This is a genomic window from Starkeya nomas (genome assembly GCF_902703545.1).
GTDB classification, from domain to species: domain Bacteria; phylum Pseudomonadota; class Alphaproteobacteria; order Rhizobiales; family Xanthobacteraceae; genus Ancylobacter; species Ancylobacter moscoviensis.
On sequence record NZ_CACSAS010000001.1, the window covers coordinates 4,381,571 to 4,398,697 of the forward strand.

Consider the following 17,127-nt stretch of genomic DNA (forward strand, 5'->3'; position numbering starts at 1 on the left):
CTGCTATCACCCGGCCAGCTCAACCGCGCCCAATCCGCGCGCCAATCGCGTCAGGCAGAAGGGAAGCCGCACATGGCCGTCGCCAGCGAATACATTGTCAAGGATATCAGCCTCGCCGGTTTCGGCCGCAAGGAGATCGAGCTCGCCGAGACCGAGATGCCGGGCCTGATGGCCATCCGTGCCGAATACGGCCCGTCGCAGCCGCTCAAGGGCGCGCGCATCGCCGGCTCGCTGCACATGACGATCCAGACCGCGGTGCTGATCGAGACGCTGAAGGCTCTCGGCGCCGATGTGCGCTGGGTCTCGTGCAACATCTTCTCGACCCAGGACCACGCCGCCGCGGCCATCGCCGCCGCCGGCACGCCGGTCTTCGCCTTCAAGGGCGAGACGCTGACCGAATACTGGGACTTCACCGCCAAGCTGTTCGACTGGCACGGCGCGAAGGAAGGTGAACTTCTGGTCCCCAACATGATCCTCGACGATGGCGGCGACGCCACCATGCTGGTGCATCACGGCCTGCGCGCCGAGAATGGCGACACGGCGTTCCTCGACAAGGCGGAATCCGAGGAAGAGGTGATCTTCTTCGCCCTGATCAAGAAGCTGCTGGCCGAGAAGCCGAAGGGCTGGTTCGCCGAGGTCGCCAAGTCGATCAAGGGCGTCTCCGAGGAGACCACCACGGGCGTGCACCGGCTCTACAAGCTCGCCGAGCAGGGCAAGCTGCTGTTCCCGGCGATCAACGTGAACGACTCGGTCACGAAGTCGAAGTTCGACAACCTCTATGGCTGCCGTGAATCGCTGGTCGATGCCATCCGTCGCGGCACCGACGTGATGCTCGCCGGCAAGGTCGCCTTCGTCGCCGGCTTCGGCGATGTCGGCAAGGGCTCGGCCGCCTCGCTGCGCCAGGCCGGCGCGCGCGTCATCGTCTCGGAAGTCGATCCGATCTGCGCCCTGCAGGCGTCGATGGAAGGCTACGAGGTCACCACGATCGAGAACGCCTTCGACCGCGCCGACATCTATGTCACCGCCACCGGCAACCGCGACATCATCACCGTCGACCACATGCGGCAGATGAAGGACCGGGCGATCGTCTGCAACATCGGCCACTTCGACAACGAGATTCAGGTCGCCGGCCTGAAGAACTTCAAGTGGACCAACATCAAGCCGCAGGTCGACGAGATCGAGTTCCCCTCGGGCAACCGCATCATCCTGCTGTCCGAAGGCCGCCTGGTGAACCTCGGCAACGCCATGGGCCACCCGTCCTTCGTGATGTCGTCCTCCTTCTCCAACCAGACGCTGGCCCAGATCGAGCTGTGGGCCAACCCCGGCAAGTACGAGAAGCAGGTCTACACGCTGCCGAAGTTCCTCGACGAGAAGGTCGCAGCGCTGCACCTCGAGAAGCTCGGCGTGAAGCTGACCACGCTGCGCCCCGAGCAGGCCGACTATATCGGCGTGCCGGTCGAGGGCCCGTTCAAGCCGGACCATTACCGCTACTGAGCGGGACGGGCGCTTCGGCACCGTTCCTACGGATCAACGCGAAGGCCGGGCTCGTCCCGGCCTTCGTCGTTCAGAGGCGGTGAGCCGAAGCGATCCGTAGGCCCGGCGCCTAAAGTTCCTTCTGCACCAGTACCAGATCAAGCCGCTGGCCGAACTTGATGCCGATGCCCGGCATGTGGCCGGTCTCGACGAAGCCGAGCGCGGCGTGCAGCGCCAGCGAGGCGGCGTTGCCGCCGGTGATGCCGCCGATCATCACCTTCTTGCCGATGGCGCGCGCGGGCCCGAACAGGCTCTCCACGAGCCGCCGGCCGATTCCGCGCCCGCGCGCGGCTTCCGCCACATAGACCGAATGCTCGACGCTGATGCGGAAGCCGTCGAAGGGGCGGAAATCGCCGAAGCTGGCATAGCCCAGCACCTCGCCATTCTCCTCGGCGACGATCACCGGATAGGACTTGTCCCGGCGGTCGCGCAGCCAGGCGAGACGGTTGGCGAGATCGGTCGGCGTATCGTTCCAGATCGCCGTCGAGTTCAGCACCGCGTGATTGTAGATGGCGAGGATGCCGGGCAGGTCGGCTTCCACGGCGTCGCGTAGCATCATGATGCCGAGCCTATGCGCAATGGGAGGGAAATTCCACGCCTGCCGTTGGCGCCGGCTCTCCTCGTCCCCATATCGAATGTCCGCGGGGCGACCGCTCTTGGAGGAAAGACCTTAAGGATGAGCTCGACCGATCCGTTCGATCGAATGCGTTTCACCGTCAAGCGAGTGAGCTGGTGGCAGGTGGCGATCGTCATCGCCGTGGCCCTCGCCGTCGGCACCGCGCTGGCCCTGGTGGCGGCCAGCGTGTTCCTCGTGGTCTTTCCCATCGTCGTCATCGCCGGCCTCGCCTATCGCCTGTTCGGCGGACGCAAGCCGAACGGCGCCGCCGGCGGCCCGACCATCATCGAGGCCGAATACCGCGTGCTCTCGCCGGAAGAGGCCGCCCGCGCCGATGCCCGGCGCGAGGACGAGGAACGCTGGGATTCGGACCGGCGCCTGCGCTGAGGCCCGGCCGCTTCCTCGTTCACTTCTCGACGAAGGCTTTCTCGATCACGAAGTCGCCCGGCTCCGTGGTCGAGCCCTCCTCGAAGCCGCGATCCTTGAGGATGACGCGCATGTCGTCGAGCAGCTGCGGGCTGCCGCAGAGCATGACGCGGTCGTCTTCCTTGTCGAGCGGCGGCAGGCCGAGCTCATCGAACAGCTTGCCCGAGGTGATCAGGTCGGTGATGCGGCCCTGGTTGCGGTAGGGCTCGCGTGTCACCGTGGGGTAGTAGATCAGCTTCTCCCGCACCAGCTCGCCGAAATACTCGTTCTCCGGCAGTTCGCGGGTGATGAAGTCCTGATAGGCGAGCTCCGCCACGGTGCGCACACCATGGACGAGGATGACCTTCTCGTAGGTCTCGTAGGTCTCCGGGTCCTTGATGAGGCTCATGAAGGGCGCGAGGCCCGTGCCGGTGGAGAGCAGGTAGAGCCGGCGGCCGGGCACCAGATAGTCGACCAGCAGCGTCCCGGTCGGCTTGCGGCCGACGATCACCTCGTCGCCGACCTTGAGGTGCTGCAGGCGCGAGGTGAGCGGGCCGTTCTGGACCTTGATGGAGAAGAACTCCAGCGTCTCCTCGTAATTGGCGCTGGCGATCGAATAGGCGCGCAGCAGCGGCTTGCCGTCGACGGGGAGGCCGATCATCACGAACTGCCCGTTCTTGAAGCGCAGAGCCGGATCGCGCGTCGTGGTGAAGGTGAACAGGTTGTCCGTCCAGTGGTGCACGGACAGGACGCGCTCGTGATGCAGGTTGCTCATTTACAAACCGTCTAAGTGAAAACTTCCGCAACCCGGAAGTCCGTTGTGATTATCTGGATCGGGTTTACTGCGCAACCGCGCCGCTGTCGAGGCGCCGGGCACTCGAAATTCCCGCGCCACCGCGGCAGGATAGCGCGCCACGGCAGGAAAGTGCCCCATGTTCAGCCACATCATACTCGGCGCCCGCGATCTGGCGCGGCTCACCGCCTTCTACGACGCCGTGCTGGCGCCCCTCGGCCTCCTCCGGGTCGATGCGGAGGATGACGGCGGCCCGCCCGGTTCCATGTGGGTCATGCCGGGGCGCGCCTGGCCGCAGTTCTACGTGCAATTGCCGTTCAACGGGCTGCCGGCCACCTGGGGCAACGGCACGCAGGTCAGCTTCGCCGCCCCCTCGCCGGCGGCGGTGGACGCGGCCTGGCGCGCGCTCGTGGAGCATGGCGGCACCGACGAGGGGGCACCGGGCCTCAGGCCCAACTATGCCGCCGACTATTACGGCGCTTACGGCCGCGACCCCGAGGGCAACAAGCTCTGCTTCGTGCATCTGGCGGAGCTGGAGAACCTGACCGTCCGCGCCGGCGGCTGAGACGGCTCAGCGCCCGGCGGAGGCCGCCCGGCGGAGGTCGCTGTTGCGCTTGGCCTCGTACATCATCGCATCCGCGCGCTTCACCACCCCTTCCAGCCGCTCGCCGGGCGTGCTGGTCGCCATGCCGATCGAGAGGCTGAGCGTCGAGGCGGAATAGAACTGGTTGTTGAGGGTCACCAGTTCCTCGATGCCTTGCATCACCGCGAGCCCGCCATCCTCGTCGACGCCGGGAAGCAGCACGGCGAACTCGTCGCCGCCGATGCGGGCGGCACAGTTCGGATGGTCGATCGCCTTCGCCAGCACCTCGCCGGCCCGGCGCAGCAGCGTGTCGCCGGCGGCGTGGCCGAGCTGGTCGTTGACCTGCTTGAGGTCGTTCAGATCGATCATGATGACCGTCACCGGGAACGGGCCCCGGCGTTCCAGCCGGTTCATCTCGTCCACGTAGAAGGAGCGGTTGTAGAGCTTGGTGAGCACGTCGTGCTTGCCGAGATATTCGAGATAGGCCTCGGCCTTCTTGCGCGCGGTGATGTCGGTCAGCGCCACCTGCACCAGCGACCAGTCGTGCTCGTGGCCCGGCAGCACCGAGAACTGCAGGTGCACATGCAGCATGTCGCCGCCGAGCGTGTAGTTCACCACCTCGCGCGTGTGGAACAGCTTGCCGTTCCAGAGGTCGATGAGCTGCTCGCGGAAATGGCGTTGCATGTCCTCGCGGAAGATCCCGGCGGCGTTGAGGATCAGCTCCTTCTTGCTGGTCGCCCCGAACATCTCCAGCGTGTGCCGGTTGACGTCGATGATGCGGATCTCGCTGATGCAGCGCTGCACGAATTCCGGGTGCACGTCGGTGAACACCCGGAAGTCCTCGATGCCGCGCAGGCGCACGTCGTCCATCAACTGCTTGATGGTGGAGAAGTCCTCGACCCACAGCGAGACCGGCGAGTGCTGGAACAGGCCCTGGGCGTATTCCTCCGCACGCGCCGCCTGCCGGCGCGCCGTCTCTCGCTCCGTCACGTCCTCGGCCGAGAGCAGCACGCGCTCCAGCGTCTCCTCATGGCCGGGCTGCACGATGCCCTTGAGCTGGATGTCGAGCCGCTGGCCGGTCAGCGTGTAATTGACGGCCTGGCTGGCGAAGCTGGTGTAGCCGTCCCAGAGCTGCGCCAGCTCCTCGATATGGGTCTTCAGCATGTCGCCACGGAACACCTTGTCGAGATTTCCGACGAGGTGGTCGAGGTCGTTGGCTTCGAACAGGGACAGGGTGCGCCGGTTGACCTTCAGCACCTTGATGCGACTGGAGCACTCCGCGACAAGCTCCGGCCGCCCGCGCAGATGATCGCGCAACGAGGTGACGCCGTCGGCGCGCCATTGCTCGAACAGCGCCTTCACGGCGCTGAAATCCTCCAGCCAGAGCGAGATCGGAGCCAGCTCGAACATTTCGGCGTTCTCGTCGACGACCGACGGCACGACCACCTCGTCCTGGCGCTCGGGTATGCCCGGCTTAATCGGCTTCATGGTGGAGTGCACCGACTCTGCTCATGGATAGATACGCAGCTGCAGGAGGATAAAGGCGGCACAAGGGGCGGAAGTTGGGCAGCTTTGACGCACCTACGGTAGAATAATGCCGTTCAATCCAATCTCCGGTATAGGTTACGGGAGATTCGCGAGGCCGGCAAACTGCACCATCGGCGTCAGATCCGGCAATCCGCCTCGGCATGCCGGGGCATGGGGCCGCGCGGGGCCCGGACGACGGCCGACGTGGACGCGCCCAAGGCGGGGTGTATTCTCCGTAGAGCATATGCTCCTCTCTCCCGGCGCCCGCAGCGGCGCTCGCCGTTCCGGTGTGTCCATGAGCGATATTGTCTGTATCTCCCCGATCGACGGTTCCGAACTCGTCCGCCGCCCGGCCGCTGCCGATGCGGCCGTGGCGCAGGCGGTGGCGGTGGCGCGCGCGGCCCAGCGCGAGTGGCGCAAAGTGCCCATCGCCGAGCGTTCCGCCCATGTGCTGCGCTTCCTCGACGCGATGCTGGCGATGAACCAGGAGATCGTGCCGGAGCTCGCCCAGCAGATGGGGCGTCCGGTCCGCTATGGCGGCGAGTTTCGCGGCTTCGAGGAGCGGGTGCGCTATGTCGCCGGGATGGCGGAGGACGCGCTCGCGCCAGTGGTGCCGCATGACGAGCGCGCCGGCTTCCGCCGCTACATCAAGCGCGATCCGCTCGGCCTCGTGCTGGTCGTGGCGCCGTGGAACTACCCCTATCTCACGGCGGTGAACACCATCGCGCCGGCGCTGATCGCCGGCAACGCCGTGTTGCTCAAGCATGCCGCCCAGACCATCCTCGTCGGCGAGCGCTTCCAGATGGCGATGGACCATGCCGGCCTGCCGAACGGGCTGTTCGCCAATCTCGTCCTCACACACGACCAGACCTCGCGGCTGATCGGCTCGGGGGCGGTGGATTTCGTCAACTTCACCGGCTCGGTGGAAGGTGGACGGGCCATCGAGCGCGCGGCGGCGGGCACCTTCACTCCGCTGGGGCTGGAACTGGGCGGCAAGGATCCCGCCTATGTGCGCGCCGACGCCGATCTCGACTTCGCGGTGGAGAACCTTGTCGACGGCGCTTTCTACAATTCCGGCCAGTGCTGCTGCGGCATCGAGCGGATCTACGTGCATGAGAGCCTCTATGACCGCTTCGTCGACGGTTTCGTGGAGCTGACCGGGCGCTATGTGCTGGGCAATCCGCTCGACGAGGCGACGACGCTCGGGCCGATGGCGCAGGGCCGCTTCGCCGATCTCATCCGCCGGCAGACGGCGCAGGCGCTTGCCAGGGGCGCGACCGCGCATATCGACCCCGCCGCCTTCCCGGCCAATCGCGAGGGAACGCCCTACCTCGCCCCGCAGGTGCTCACCGGCGTCGACCATTCCATGTCGGTGATGACCGAGGAGAGCTTCGGGCCGGTCGTCGGCATCATGAAGGTAAAGGACGACGCCGAGGCGCTGGCGCTGATGAACGACAGCGTCTACGGGCTGACCGCCTCGATCTGGACCGCCGATCTCGACACGGCTGAGGAACTGGGCAACGAGATCGAGACCGGCACGGTCTTCATGAACCGCTGCGACTATCTCGATCCCGGCCTCGCCTGGACCGGCGTGAAGGATACCGGGCGCGGCGCCTCGCTCTCGCGCATCGGCTTCGAGATGCTTACGCGGCCGAAGTCCTTCCATCTGCGTTACGGCTGAGATCGCCGTAGCGGCGGGCGGCCTCGATGGCGAGGCCGGTGCCGACCGAGCCGAAGGTGTCGCCGTCCACCACCCGCGCTTGCGGGAGCGTGGCGAGGATCGCCGCCCGCACATGGGCGAGGCGCGTCGAGCCGCCGGTGAGGAACAGCGCATCGATGTCGCCGGCCGTCAGTCCGGCTTGGTCGAGGCAGAGGGCTACGCGCGCGGCGATGCGTCCGGCGAGCACATGGGTGTGCGTCACCAGCTCCTCCGGCGTGATGCCGACCGAAAGCCCGGCCTCCAGCCAGCCGAGGGCGACATCCGCGCGCGAAACGTCGGCGAGGGCGATCTTGGCCGCCTCGGCTTCCATCGCCAGCGTGTGGCCGCGCTGCTCCTCGATCACCCGGATCAGCCGCTCGACCAGTTCCGGCCTCGCGGCCTCGCGGCGGACCTCGTGCAGCTCGCGCACCGTCTTCGAGGAATAGAGCCGGTTGATACTGGACCAGGTGGCCAGCTCGTGGAAATAGCCGCTCGGCACGTCCCGGCCGGGACGCTTCATCGGGCTGCGGAAGCCCAGCAGCGGCATCAGCGTGCCGAGGCTGAGATGACGGTCGAAATCCGTGCCGCCGATTCGCACGCCGTCATTGGCGAGGATGTCGCCGGAGCGGTCGGCGCGGGCCCGGCGCGCGGAGCCGAGGCGGACGATCGAGAAGTCCGAGGTGCCGCCGCCGATGTCGGCGATCAGCGCGATCTCCTCCCCGCGAACCTGCCGCTCGTAGTCCAGCGCGGCGGCGATGGGCTCGAACTGGGTCGAGACCGCGCGGAAGCCGATGTCGGCGGCGATGGTGCGCAGCGTTTCCTCGGCCTTGCGGTTGGCCGCCGCGTCGTCGTCGACGAAGAAGACCGGACGGCCCAGCACGACGCTGTCGAGCACCTCGCCCGCGCTGGCCTCGGCGCGCGCCTTCACGGTGCGCAGATAGTCGGCGATGACGTCGCGAAAGCCGATGGCGCGCCGGCCGATCTGGGTCTTTTCCTCGATCAGCGCGCTGCCGAGCACCGCCTTGAGGCTGCGCATCAGACGTCCGTCCTCGCCGCCGACATAGCGCGCCATGGCGGCGCGGCCGATGGTGAGCTGGCCCTGCCGGTCGTAGAACACGGCGCTGGGCACCGTGACCTTGCCGTCCTCCAGCGCCGCCAGTTCGGGCGCCTCGTGGCGCCAGAAGGCGAGGGTGGTGTTGGACGTACCGAAATCGAGGCCGCAGAACGCCATGGCGAAGCTCCCGCAAAAGGGCGCCTTGTTAATGGGTTCGGCTCGCCGCATCAATCCGCATCGTGGTGACGACGCTGTGTTGACGCCGCGCGCGCAAGGCGCCACAGCTGGTATCTCAGCAGGGAGGAGTGACACCGTGACGATGCACAACTGGACGATGAAGCATTCGATTGCCGTCGTGGTGATCACGCTGCTGGCGGTCGGCGCCTTCCTGTTCAGCTGGACCTGACAGGCGATGCGGCCGGCGGGTTTCTGGCCAATGTCACACTCGGCTCCTATCTGAGGGGTAGGGGCCCCACGCGGGCCCCTCACGAAGACGTCCCCGGGAGGAGTGTCGCCCGCCGTGCTGTCACATCCGCCGACCGACAAGAGCGCCGAGCCCGATCAGGCCGGTCCGCTGGACGACACGCTGCGGCTGTCGGAGGTGCTCACCCGCATCGCCGGGGACACGACGCGCGACCGCATCGCGGTCGGCGATCTGCTGAAGGCGATGCAGGAGCGGGCTTTCGGCCCGCTGATGCTGGTCTTCGCGCTGCCCAACGTCCTGCCGACCCCGCCCGGCACGTCCTCCGTGCTCGGGGCGCCGCTGGTGTTCCTGGCGGCGCAGCTGGCGCTGGGCCGGCGCCCCTGGCTGCCCCCGATCATCGCCCGCCGCTCGATCGCGCGGAAGGACTTCGCCGCCTTCGTCGCCAAGGCGACGCCCTGGCTCGCCAAGGCGGAGCGGCTGCTGCGCCCGCGCCTCGGAGGGCTGGCACATCCGCCGGCCGAATACGTCGTCGGGCTGATGTGCTTCGTGCTGGCGGTCGTGCTGGTGCTGCCGATTCCGCTCGGCAACATGCTGCCCGCGCTCGCCATCTGCATCCTGGCGCTGGGCATTCTGGAGCGCGACGGGGTGTGGATCCTCGTCGGCATGGCGCTTGCCATCGCCTCGCTCGGCGTGGTGTCCGGCGTGGTGTGGGCCTTCGTGAAGGCGGGGCTGTTCCTGCTCAGGAGCCTGCTGGGCTAGCCATGCAGGCGCGCCCGATCAGGCAAGGGCGCGGGCGTTCTCCAGCGCGCGCGTGAGCATGTCGAGGCATTCCTGCGCCTGCTCCTGGCCGCTGACGTCGCCGCGCAGCCGCTGGGCGAGGTCGCGCAGGTCCCGGATGGCGACATCCACGGCGGTGAAGATGTCGATATCGTACTCGAACTCCGACTCGGGTTCGGCAACGCGCACAGGAAACGGTATTACATTACTCATACGGCTCAGGACTCGGGTTCGGCGAATCGCCTCGGGCAATGTCCAGAACGATGCCCGGAATTGGTTAACGCGATCCTCCCGCCGCCGTCTGCGCTGCCGGCGGCGGCGTGTGCCGGGGCGCAAGGACACAAGGTCGCAAGGGCACCCCGCAAACACTCCGTTCCGGTAAAGCTTGTAGAAGGAAGGCTGCGAAAAGCGCTCTCGAATTGAATGCATTCAATATACAGTCAATTTGTTATTGTATTGACATTGAATGCTTTCATTCCTACTTATTGATTGCATCGCGCGGGCGGCTTCCGTTCTGGCGCGTGCAGGAGGTTCTCGCCATGCTTGCCCGCAGCCCGTCCGATCCGGCCGCGTCCTATCCGAAGCTGTCGCCCTTCGAGTGCGGCATGCGGGCCTGTTGCCCGCGCTGCGGCCAGGGCAAGCTGTTCAAGGGCTTCCTGACGCTGGCGCCGCGCTGCGAGGTGTGCGGCCTCGATTATTCCTTCGCCGATCCGGCCGATGGTCCGGCCTTCTTCGTCATCTGCTTCGGCTGCGTGCCGTCGGTGATATTCGGCCTCTGGATCGAGGTCGCCTTCCAGGCGCCCTACTGGGTGCATCTCGTCACCACGCTGCCGGTGATGCTGCTCACCTGCGTGCCGCCATTGCGGCCGCTCAAGGGGTGGCTGGTCGCGAGCCAGTATTACCACAAGGCGGAGGAGGGGCGGCTCGTCACCTCCAGCGACCCGGCGCCCGCGCCGGGCTCACCCCCGCAGGGCTGACGCTTCCGTCTCCTGCGGCGCGCCGGTTTCGTGGAAGCGGGCAGGCCGGATACCGGCGGCGAGCAGGTCCTCGCCGCATGCCGTCGATGCCAGATAGTCCAGTTCGCGCTCTCGCGGTTCCAGCAGCGGATCGAGCCGGCGCAGCTCTTCGTCGACGATGCCGGGATGGCAGTGCACGAGGATGCGCGTTCCCGGACCCGCGAGAGCGGCGCGGAAAACCTCGCGATAGGGCGGCTCGGGCGTGAAGTCGTAAAGCCCGCGAAAGCTGTCGTTGACGGCGAAGCCGGCGCGGATGGCGGCCGTTCCCGCCCCGGCGGCGAGACGGCCGATGATCGCCGCCTTGCGCCAGCCGATCCGGCGCCGCCGTGCCCAGGCGAACGGCTCGGTGCAGTTGCGCAGCCAGGGCAGGCGACCCGCATAGCGCGCCGACAGTTCCTCCGTGACGATCTCGCATATGCCGGGCAGCGCATGGGCGTGCTGGTGGCCGTCGAGGAAATCCGGCGGCCCGTCCCAGGCGTCCTCGAAAGCGTCGAGCTGGGCGCGCAGCTCGTCGCGTATCGCCGCGAGCGGCAGGGCGCGCGCGAAGGCGCGCAGGATGAGCGGGCCGATCTCCGGCAGCTTGCCGTCCCGCGCGAGGCCTCGCGCCGGCGACAGGGGGCTCTGGCCGGTGAGCGTGAAGTGTAGCCCGATATCGGCGGGATGCGTGCGCACGAGCGCCCGGAGCCCTTCCGCCCGATGCCGCCAGGACGGCAATCCGGTCATCGCGCCCGTCGCCGAGAGCCGGCCGCGCTCGATCAGGGTTTCGATCGCGTCGCACACGCCCATGCTGAGGCCATAGTCGTCGGCGCAGATTACTACCGCTTTCAGGTTGTCGTTCATCTGTACTGGGCAGCCAAACAAAAATCACAATCACAGAATATGTGATCATGGGCTTCAGGAAAGCCGAAAACTGTCGCGGAAATTTGGCAGCGGCCGGAAGTTCCGGCGAGCACAAAGTAAAACCGGCCCAACATCATGACGATCTCTTCCCTAAGGTCGCCCCGGCTGATTTCGGTTGTCGTCCCCGTCTATAACGAGGCGCGGTGCCTCGAAGCGCTGCACGCGCGCCTCTGTGCTGTGCTCGACAGCTATCCCGACATGCAGCGGGAGTTCATCTTCGTCGACGACGGCAGCCGCGATGGCAGCTTCGACCTGCTGGCCGAGCTCGGCCGCCGCGATCCGGCGGTGAAGGCGCTGCGCTTCGCCCGCAATTTCGGCAAGGAATCGGCCATGGCCGCCGGCCTGCGCGCCGCGGTGGGCGATATCGTCGTGCTGATGGATTCCGATCTCCAGCATCCCCCGGAGGTCATCCCGCAGATGATCGAGCGGTGGGAAGGCGGCACCCAGATGGTGATCGCGGTGCGTCGCTCGCGCCGCACCGATCCGCTGGGAAGGCGGCTGTTCACGCGCGGCTTCTACCATTTCTTCCACGCCCTCTGCGAAGTCGAGATCCCCGAAGGGGCGGGCGATTTCCGTCTGTTCGACCGCCGTGTCGTCGACGCTATCAACGCCCTTCCCGAACGTAACCGCTTCATGAAGGGCATCACCAGCTGGGTCGGTTTCCGCCAGGAGGAGGTCGAGTTCGAGGTGGCCGAGCGCGCCGGCGGCGTCTCTTCTTTCTCGACGCTGCGCCTGCTGCGCTACGCGATCGACGGGCTGTCCTCCTTCTCCATGGTGCCGCTGCGCGTCTGGTCGCTGATCGGCGTGGCGCTGGCGGGGATTTCCGGCCTCTACGGCCTCTACCTCATCGGCGAGGTGCTGGTGTTCGGCGTGCGCACCCCCGGCTTCCCCACCATCATGGTCAGCATGCTGTTCGTCTCCGGCGTCCAGCTCATCAGCCTCGGGGTGATCGGCGAATATGTCGGGCGCATCTTCACCGAGGTGAAGGCGCGCCCGCTCTATCTCGTCGCCGACGAGATCGGTTTCGCGCGCCCTGTCACGCTTTCCCCCGCTCATGCCGGCAATCATCGGCATGCCCACTCGCTCGTGCCGGACGGTCCTTCCTCGTGAGTCTCGACAGTTCCGATTTTCCCGCGCCGGCCGGATCGGCCTGGCCGGTCTCTTTCGTCGCGCGCGGCTGGCGTTCCTCCGCCCTCACGCGGGTGGCGAGCCTGGCCCTTTTCGCGGCGGTCGCGGTGTGGATCGTCCTCGCCTTCCGCGATTACGGCATCAGCAATGACGAGCCGGTGCAGCACACCTACGGCCAGCTGCTCATCGCCTGGTATGCGAGCGGCTTCACCGACGACCGGGCCTTCCACTACATCAACCTCTATCTCTATGGCGGCCTGTTCGACCTGATCGCCGCCGGCCTTGAGCCCTATGTGCCGCTGCCGCTCTACGAGTGGCGCCATCTTCTCTCGGCGGGCTTCGGCTTCGCCGGGCTGATCGGCGCATGGCGGCTGGCGAGGCTGCTCGGCGGCGAGAAGGCCGGCATCGCCGCCGCGCTGCTGCTCGCCTTCACCGGCATGTATGGCGGGGCGATGTTCACCCACACCAAGGACGTGCCCTTCGCGGCGGCGATGGTGTGGAGCCTCTACTTCATCGCCGCCTGCGCCGTGCAGCTGCCGGCGCCGCCGCGCTGGCGGAGCGTGCTCGGGCTCGGGGTTTCCATCGGCTGCGCCTTCGGCCTGCGCGTCGGCGGCGTGTTCGCGGTGCTTTACCTGCTGCTGACGCTCGGTGCGGCGATGTTGCTGCTGCGCGACATCCGCCTGCCGCTGCGCGTGCTGTCGCGGCTCGTCGCGGCGGGGCTCGTCGCGCTCGCGGTCATGGCGGCGAGCTGGCCGTGGTCGATGCTTCCGCCCACCAACCTGTTCAAGGCCATGGGGGCGTTCAACAACTTCGCCTTCGATCTCACCACCCTGTTCAACGGCAAGGCGGTGCCGATCGATCAGATCCCGCCGACCTACATGTCGGAATATCTGCTCATCAAGCTGCCGGAGGTGACGCTTCTCGGCCTCGCCGCCGCCCTGGCGATGGCGCTGGTCGCGCTGGTGCGGCTCGTCCGCGAGCACCGCGCGTCGCGCACGGCCTTCGTCCATCCCCGCCGCATCCTCGGCTATCTGCCGCTGCTGTTCGCGGTCGCGGTGCCGGTCGTCTTCACGCTGCTCGACGATCCGCCGCTCTATAACGGCATCCGCCATTTCCTCTTCGTCCTGCCGCCGGTGACGATCCTGGCGGTTCTCGGCCTGCAGGCGGCGTGGCGCGCGCTGTGGCGGCGCTCGCGCGTGGTCGGGGGCGGCTTCGCGGCGGCGGCTCTGGCGCTCTTCCTCGTCAACGCTGGCGGCTTCCTGCGGCTGCACCCTTACGAATATGTGGGCTACAACCAGCTCGTCGGCGGCACGGCCGGCGCCTGGGGGCGCTTCGAGGGCGACTACTGGTCGACGAGCCTGCGCGAGGCGGCGCTGGCCTTGCGGCAGGGCCTCGAACGGGATGGGCGCTCCGGCCGGCACTACAAGGTTTCGGTCTGCGCGGAGGACGTTCAGGCCTCCACCTATCTCGGACCGAACTTCGACATGGTCGAGGAATGGGATGACGCGGACTTCCTGCTGACCTCCCGCAACATCGGCTGCGATGCGGCGCCCGGCCTGCCTTATGCGACGGTGAGCCGGATGGGTGTTCCACTGGCCTCGGTGATGGACATGCGCATGCACCGCGCCCCGGTCGAAGTGCCCCTGCCGCCCGGCAGTGACGGGCTCGACCTCAACGCGCCGGCGGTGTCGCTGAAGGATGCGGGGCCGCTGGTCGCCAAGGCGAAGCCCTGAGGAGCGGAACGGCATGGAAAGCCTGGTGCAGCAGGGCGGAGGGGAGCGGCGGGCCGGGCGCCTGCCGGCGGCCCTGCTTGCGCGGCTGCGCCATATCCTGCTGTTCGCCGCGCTCGGCGCCCTCGGCACGCTCGCCCATTACGCGGTGCTGATCGGGCTGGTGCAGGGCGGCGTCGCGGGGCCGGTGGCCGGCTCCACCGCCGGCTTCCTCGTCGGCGCGCTGGTGAACTACCAGCTCAACCGCCGCATCGTCTTCCGCTCGCACAAGCCGCACCCCGAGGCGCTGGCGAAGTTCTTCGTCATCGCCGGCATCGGGCTGGTGCTGAACGCTCTGCTCATGGCGCTGGCCACGGCGACGCTGGGCGCGCCCTATCTGCTCGCCCAGATCGTCGTGACCGGCCTGCTGGTGCTCTGGCACTATGGCGGCAACGCCCTGTGGACCTTCCGCGAGGCGCGCCGCCCCGTTTCCTGAAGGAGCGGCACGGCCGGCTTGACTCTCGGCCCGGAAAGAGTCGTTCTATAGAACAAAACATGAACAATCTTGAGCGCGCTTATCATGGATACGGTCCGCGATATCGCTGCGCTGAGGCAGATGCTCGCCGGGCTTGAGGCGGAGCGCCTGCCCGGCGCGGCCTCCGTCTTCTCCCTCGGCGCCGCCGGGCCGGAAGGTGGGGGCGTCCGGCTGGCGCGCGGCGCGTTGCACGAGGTGCAGGCCGTCCATGGCGCGGATCTGCCGGCCGCCACCGGCTTCGTCCTCGCGCTCGCCCTGCGGGCCGGTGGCGCGGATGTCCGCCGGCCGATCCTCTGGGTGCGGCAGGACTTCGCGGAAGCCGAGCTTGGCCGTCTCGACGCGCCCGGCCTCGCTTCGCTCGGGCTCGATCCCTCGCGGCTCATCCTGGTGCGGGCGCCGGACGCGGCCGAGGTGTTGCGCGCGGCGGGCGACGCGGTGCGCTGCCCCGGCCTCGGGGCGCTGGTCATCGAGCCCTGGGGCGAGCCGAAGACGCTCGATCTCACCGCGACCCGGCGCCTGTCGCTGCGCGCGGCATCCTCCGGCGTCACCAGCTTTCTCCTCCACGCCGCCGCGCGGCCCGCCCCGACGGCGGTGGCGACGCGCTGGCGGGTGGCGCCGGCGGCCTCCGGGCCCGGCGCGCCGGAGGAGGCCGATGCACCCGGCAACCCGGCCTTCACGGCCACCCTGCTGCGCCATCGCGGCGGCGAGGGTGGACGGCCGGTCGAGGGCGGCACCTGGAATCTGGAGTGGGACCATGAGGCATGTTCCTTCCGCGATCTCGCCCCGCTACCTCGCGCTGTGGTTCCCGTTCCTGCCGGCCGACCGGCTGGAACGGCTGCGGCGCGGCAAGGGGATGCCGGCGCGGAACGCGGCGAGGTTGTCGCGCTTCGCCGCGCCGGCTGACGGCTCGGCGGCCGGGGGCACGCCGGCGGAGCATCCGCTGGCGCCGCCGCCGCTCGTCTTCGTCGAGAAGGCGCAGAATGCGCTGCGCCTCGCCGCCGTCGACCGCGCCGCGCATCGGCGCGGCCTCGCGCCCGGCCTGACGCTGGCGGACGCCCGTGCCCGCATTCCCGCTCTCGCGGTGATCGATCACGACCCGGCGGCCGACGCGGCTTTCCTCGAGGAAGTCGCGGACGATTGCGACCGCTGGACGCCGCTCGTCGCGCTCGACGGAGGCGACGGGCTGGTCCTCGACATCACCGGCTGCGCGCATCTGTTCGGCGGCGAGGCGGCGATGCGCCAGCGGCTGCTGGCCCATCTCGCGCGCCACGGCCTCGGCGCCTGCGCCGTCGTCGCCGGCACGCCGGATGCCGCCCGGGCCCTCGCCCGCTCCGGCGGGGGCCGCGTACGGGAAGGCATCGTCGCGCCGGGCGGCGAGGCGGCGGCCGTCGCCGTCCTGCCCATCGCCCGGCTCGATGTGGGAGAGGAAGTGGTGACGGGCCTCTCCCGCGCCGGCCTCAAGACCATCGGCGACCTCGCCGCCCGCCCCGGCACGCCGCTCGCCGCCCGCTTCGGCGAGGACCTGCTGGTGCGGCTCGACCGGGCGCTGGGCCGCGAGGATGTGCGTATCGTGCCGCGCCGGCCCTTGCCCGCCTGCATCGCCGAGCGGCGCTTCGCCGAGCCGATCGCCCGCGTCGAGGATATCGAGGCGACGCTCGGCCTGCTGGTGGACGATCTCGCCCTGATGCTGGAGGCGCGGGGCGAGGGCGGGCGGGCCTTCGAGGCGTCCTTCTTCCGGGCGGACGGCGCGGTGCGGCGCCTGAAGGTCGAGACCGCGCGCCCCTCGCGCGACGCGCGGTCGTTGCGCCGGCTGTACCGCGAACGGATCGAGACGCTGGCCGATCCCATCGACCCCGGCTTCGGCTTCGATCTCGTGCGTCTCGCGGTGCTGCGCGCCGAGCCGCTGACCCCTGCGCAGGTCAGCCTCGACGGGCGCGCCGTGGAGGAAGAGGAGGTGGCGGCACTCATCGACCGGCTCGCCGTGCGGCTCGGGCGCGAGCGGGTGCTGCGCTTCCTCCAGCGCGACACCCATGACCCCGACCGCGCCAGCGCGCTCATTCCGGCCGCCGCTCTCGCGGGCCCGCCTCTTGCGCCGATGCCGGAGATGCTGCCGCGACCGCTGACCCTGTTCGATCCGCCCCAGCCCATCGAGGCGTTGGCCGAGGTGCCGGACGGCCCGCCCCTGCGCTTCCGCTGGCGGCGCGTGGTGCACGAGGTCGCCCGCGCCGAGGGGCCGGAGCGCATCGCGCCCGAATGGTGGCGCCGGCCGGAGGGGACCCCGACGCGGGATTATTTCCGCGTGGAGAATCGCGAAGGGCGACGCTTCTGGCTGTTTCGCGCCGGCCTTTACGACCGCGAGCCGGGGACGCCGCGCTGGTTCCTGCACGGCCTGTTTCCATGAGGAGGCCAACTGATGCTCTCGAAGCGC

18 protein-coding genes are annotated in these 17,127 nt (G+C 68.6%); 12 read left to right on the plus strand and 6 right to left on the minus strand.

Going from position 1 to position 17,127, the window contains the following annotated elements; genetic code table 11:
* Nucleotides 1-72 precede the first annotated feature (72 nt).
* Nucleotides 73-1,494 (plus strand): adenosylhomocysteinase, encoded by a 1,422-nt coding sequence (ahcY, locus tag STARVERO_RS20735; protein ID WP_144341667.1) that lies wholly within the window; start codon nt 73-75, stop codon nt 1,492-1,494.
* 109 nt (nt 1,495-1,603) lie between these two features.
* Here the strand turns inward: ahcY and STARVERO_RS20740 are convergent, their stop codons facing one another.
* Entirely contained in the window at nt 1,604-2,092 is a 489-nt protein-coding gene (locus STARVERO_RS20740; RefSeq protein ID WP_200837879.1) for a GNAT family N-acetyltransferase, read from the minus strand.
* A gap of 117 nt (nt 2,093-2,209) precedes the next feature.
* Here STARVERO_RS20740 and STARVERO_RS20745 point away from each other — a divergent pair, with 117 nt between their 5' ends.
* On the plus strand, nt 2,210-2,536 hold the full coding sequence (locus tag STARVERO_RS20745) for a hypothetical protein (protein ID WP_144341668.1): 327 nt from the start codon (nt 2,210-2,212) through the stop codon (nt 2,534-2,536).
* Between the two features lie 19 nt (nt 2,537-2,555).
* Here STARVERO_RS20745 and STARVERO_RS20750 read toward each other — a convergent pair whose 3' ends face one another.
* Nucleotides 2,556-3,329 carry a ferredoxin--NADP reductase gene (locus tag STARVERO_RS20750; protein ID WP_159601277.1) on the minus strand — a complete coding sequence of 258 codons (774 nt, stop codon included), beginning with the start codon at nt 3,327-3,329 and terminating at the stop codon, nt 2,556-2,558.
* Nucleotides 3,330-3,486: 157 nt separating this feature from the next.
* Here STARVERO_RS20750 and STARVERO_RS20755 point away from each other — a divergent pair, with 157 nt between their 5' ends.
* Entirely contained in the window at nt 3,487-3,912 is a 426-nt protein-coding gene (locus STARVERO_RS20755) for a VOC family protein (protein WP_159601279.1), read from the plus strand.
* 6 nt (nt 3,913-3,918) lie between these two features.
* Here the strand turns inward: STARVERO_RS20755 and STARVERO_RS20760 are convergent, their stop codons facing one another.
* On the minus strand, nt 3,919-5,418 hold the full coding sequence (locus STARVERO_RS20760) for a sensor domain-containing diguanylate cyclase (RefSeq protein WP_144341671.1): 1,500 nt from the start codon (nt 5,416-5,418) through the stop codon (nt 3,919-3,921).
* A gap of 334 nt (nt 5,419-5,752) precedes the next feature.
* Between STARVERO_RS20760 and STARVERO_RS20765 the strand changes: the two genes are divergently transcribed.
* A complete protein-coding gene (locus tag STARVERO_RS20765) occupies nt 5,753-7,138 on the plus strand; it encodes an aldehyde dehydrogenase family protein (protein WP_159601281.1) in 1,386 nt (461 codons plus the stop codon).
* Here STARVERO_RS20765 and STARVERO_RS20770 read toward each other — a convergent pair.
* Nucleotides 7,101-8,387 carry an Hsp70 family protein gene (locus STARVERO_RS20770; protein ID WP_159601283.1) on the minus strand — a complete coding sequence of 429 codons (1,287 nt, stop codon included), beginning with the start codon at nt 8,385-8,387 and terminating at the stop codon, nt 7,101-7,103. The two genes, STARVERO_RS20765 and STARVERO_RS20770, sit on opposite strands and share 38 nt — an antisense overlap.
* On the opposite strand from STARVERO_RS20770, the gene STARVERO_RS20775 reads away from it, so the two are divergent.
* A complete protein-coding gene (locus STARVERO_RS20775) occupies nt 8,386-8,616 on the plus strand; it encodes a hypothetical protein (protein ID WP_144341674.1) in 231 nt (76 codons plus the stop codon). The genes STARVERO_RS20770 and STARVERO_RS20775 overlap by 2 nt on opposite strands.
* A gap of 114 nt (nt 8,617-8,730) precedes the next feature.
* Complete coding sequence (locus tag STARVERO_RS20780; RefSeq protein WP_144341675.1) at nt 8,731-9,393, plus strand: exopolysaccharide biosynthesis protein; 663 nt, start codon at nt 8,731-8,733, stop codon at nt 9,391-9,393.
* An 18-nt stretch (nt 9,394-9,411) separates the two neighbouring features.
* Here STARVERO_RS20780 and STARVERO_RS20785 read toward each other — a convergent pair whose 3' ends face one another.
* The gene (locus STARVERO_RS20785) at nt 9,412-9,600 is read right to left on the minus strand and encodes a hypothetical protein (protein WP_244616855.1); all 189 of its coding nucleotides are present in this window, start codon (nt 9,598-9,600) and stop codon (nt 9,412-9,414) included.
* A 350-nt stretch (nt 9,601-9,950) separates the two neighbouring features.
* Here STARVERO_RS20785 and STARVERO_RS20790 point away from each other — a divergent pair, with 350 nt between their 5' ends.
* The gene (locus STARVERO_RS20790; RefSeq protein ID WP_159601285.1) at nt 9,951-10,388 is read left to right on the plus strand and encodes a DUF983 domain-containing protein; all 438 of its coding nucleotides are present in this window, start codon (nt 9,951-9,953) and stop codon (nt 10,386-10,388) included.
* Here the strand turns inward: STARVERO_RS20790 and STARVERO_RS20795 are convergent.
* Nucleotides 10,371-11,267 (minus strand): ChbG/HpnK family deacetylase, encoded by an 897-nt coding sequence (locus STARVERO_RS20795; protein ID WP_159601287.1) that lies wholly within the window; start codon nt 11,265-11,267, stop codon nt 10,371-10,373. The two genes, STARVERO_RS20790 and STARVERO_RS20795, sit on opposite strands and share 18 nt — an antisense overlap.
* Nucleotides 11,268-11,402: 135 nt before the next feature.
* Here STARVERO_RS20795 and STARVERO_RS20800 point away from each other — a divergent pair, with 135 nt between their 5' ends.
* The 5 genes from STARVERO_RS20800 to STARVERO_RS20820 all read left to right on the plus strand — a co-directional run bounded on the left by STARVERO_RS20800 (nt 11,403) and on the right by STARVERO_RS20820 (nt 17,100).
* Complete coding sequence (locus tag STARVERO_RS20800; RefSeq protein WP_159601289.1) at nt 11,403-12,437, plus strand: glycosyltransferase family 2 protein; 1,035 nt, start codon at nt 11,403-11,405, stop codon at nt 12,435-12,437.
* Nucleotides 12,434-14,188, plus strand: a complete 1,755-nt coding sequence (locus tag STARVERO_RS20805) for an ArnT family glycosyltransferase (protein WP_159601291.1) — start codon at nt 12,434-12,436, stop codon at nt 14,186-14,188. The genes STARVERO_RS20800 and STARVERO_RS20805 overlap by 4 nt, the downstream gene beginning before the upstream one ends.
* 13 nt (nt 14,189-14,201) lie before the next feature.
* The gene (locus STARVERO_RS20810; protein ID WP_159601293.1) at nt 14,202-14,660 is read left to right on the plus strand and encodes a GtrA family protein; all 459 of its coding nucleotides are present in this window, start codon (nt 14,202-14,204) and stop codon (nt 14,658-14,660) included.
* Nucleotides 14,661-14,729: 69 nt separating this feature from the next.
* Nucleotides 14,730-15,602 carry an ImuA family protein gene (locus tag STARVERO_RS20815; RefSeq protein WP_244616856.1) on the plus strand — a complete coding sequence of 291 codons (873 nt, stop codon included), beginning with the start codon at nt 14,730-14,732 and terminating at the stop codon, nt 15,600-15,602.
* Complete coding sequence (locus tag STARVERO_RS20820) at nt 15,553-17,100, plus strand: Y-family DNA polymerase (protein ID WP_244616955.1); 1,548 nt, start codon at nt 15,553-15,555, stop codon at nt 17,098-17,100. Before STARVERO_RS20815 ends, STARVERO_RS20820 begins: the two co-directional genes overlap by 50 nt.
* The last annotated feature ends 27 nt before the right edge of the window (nt 17,101-17,127 follow it).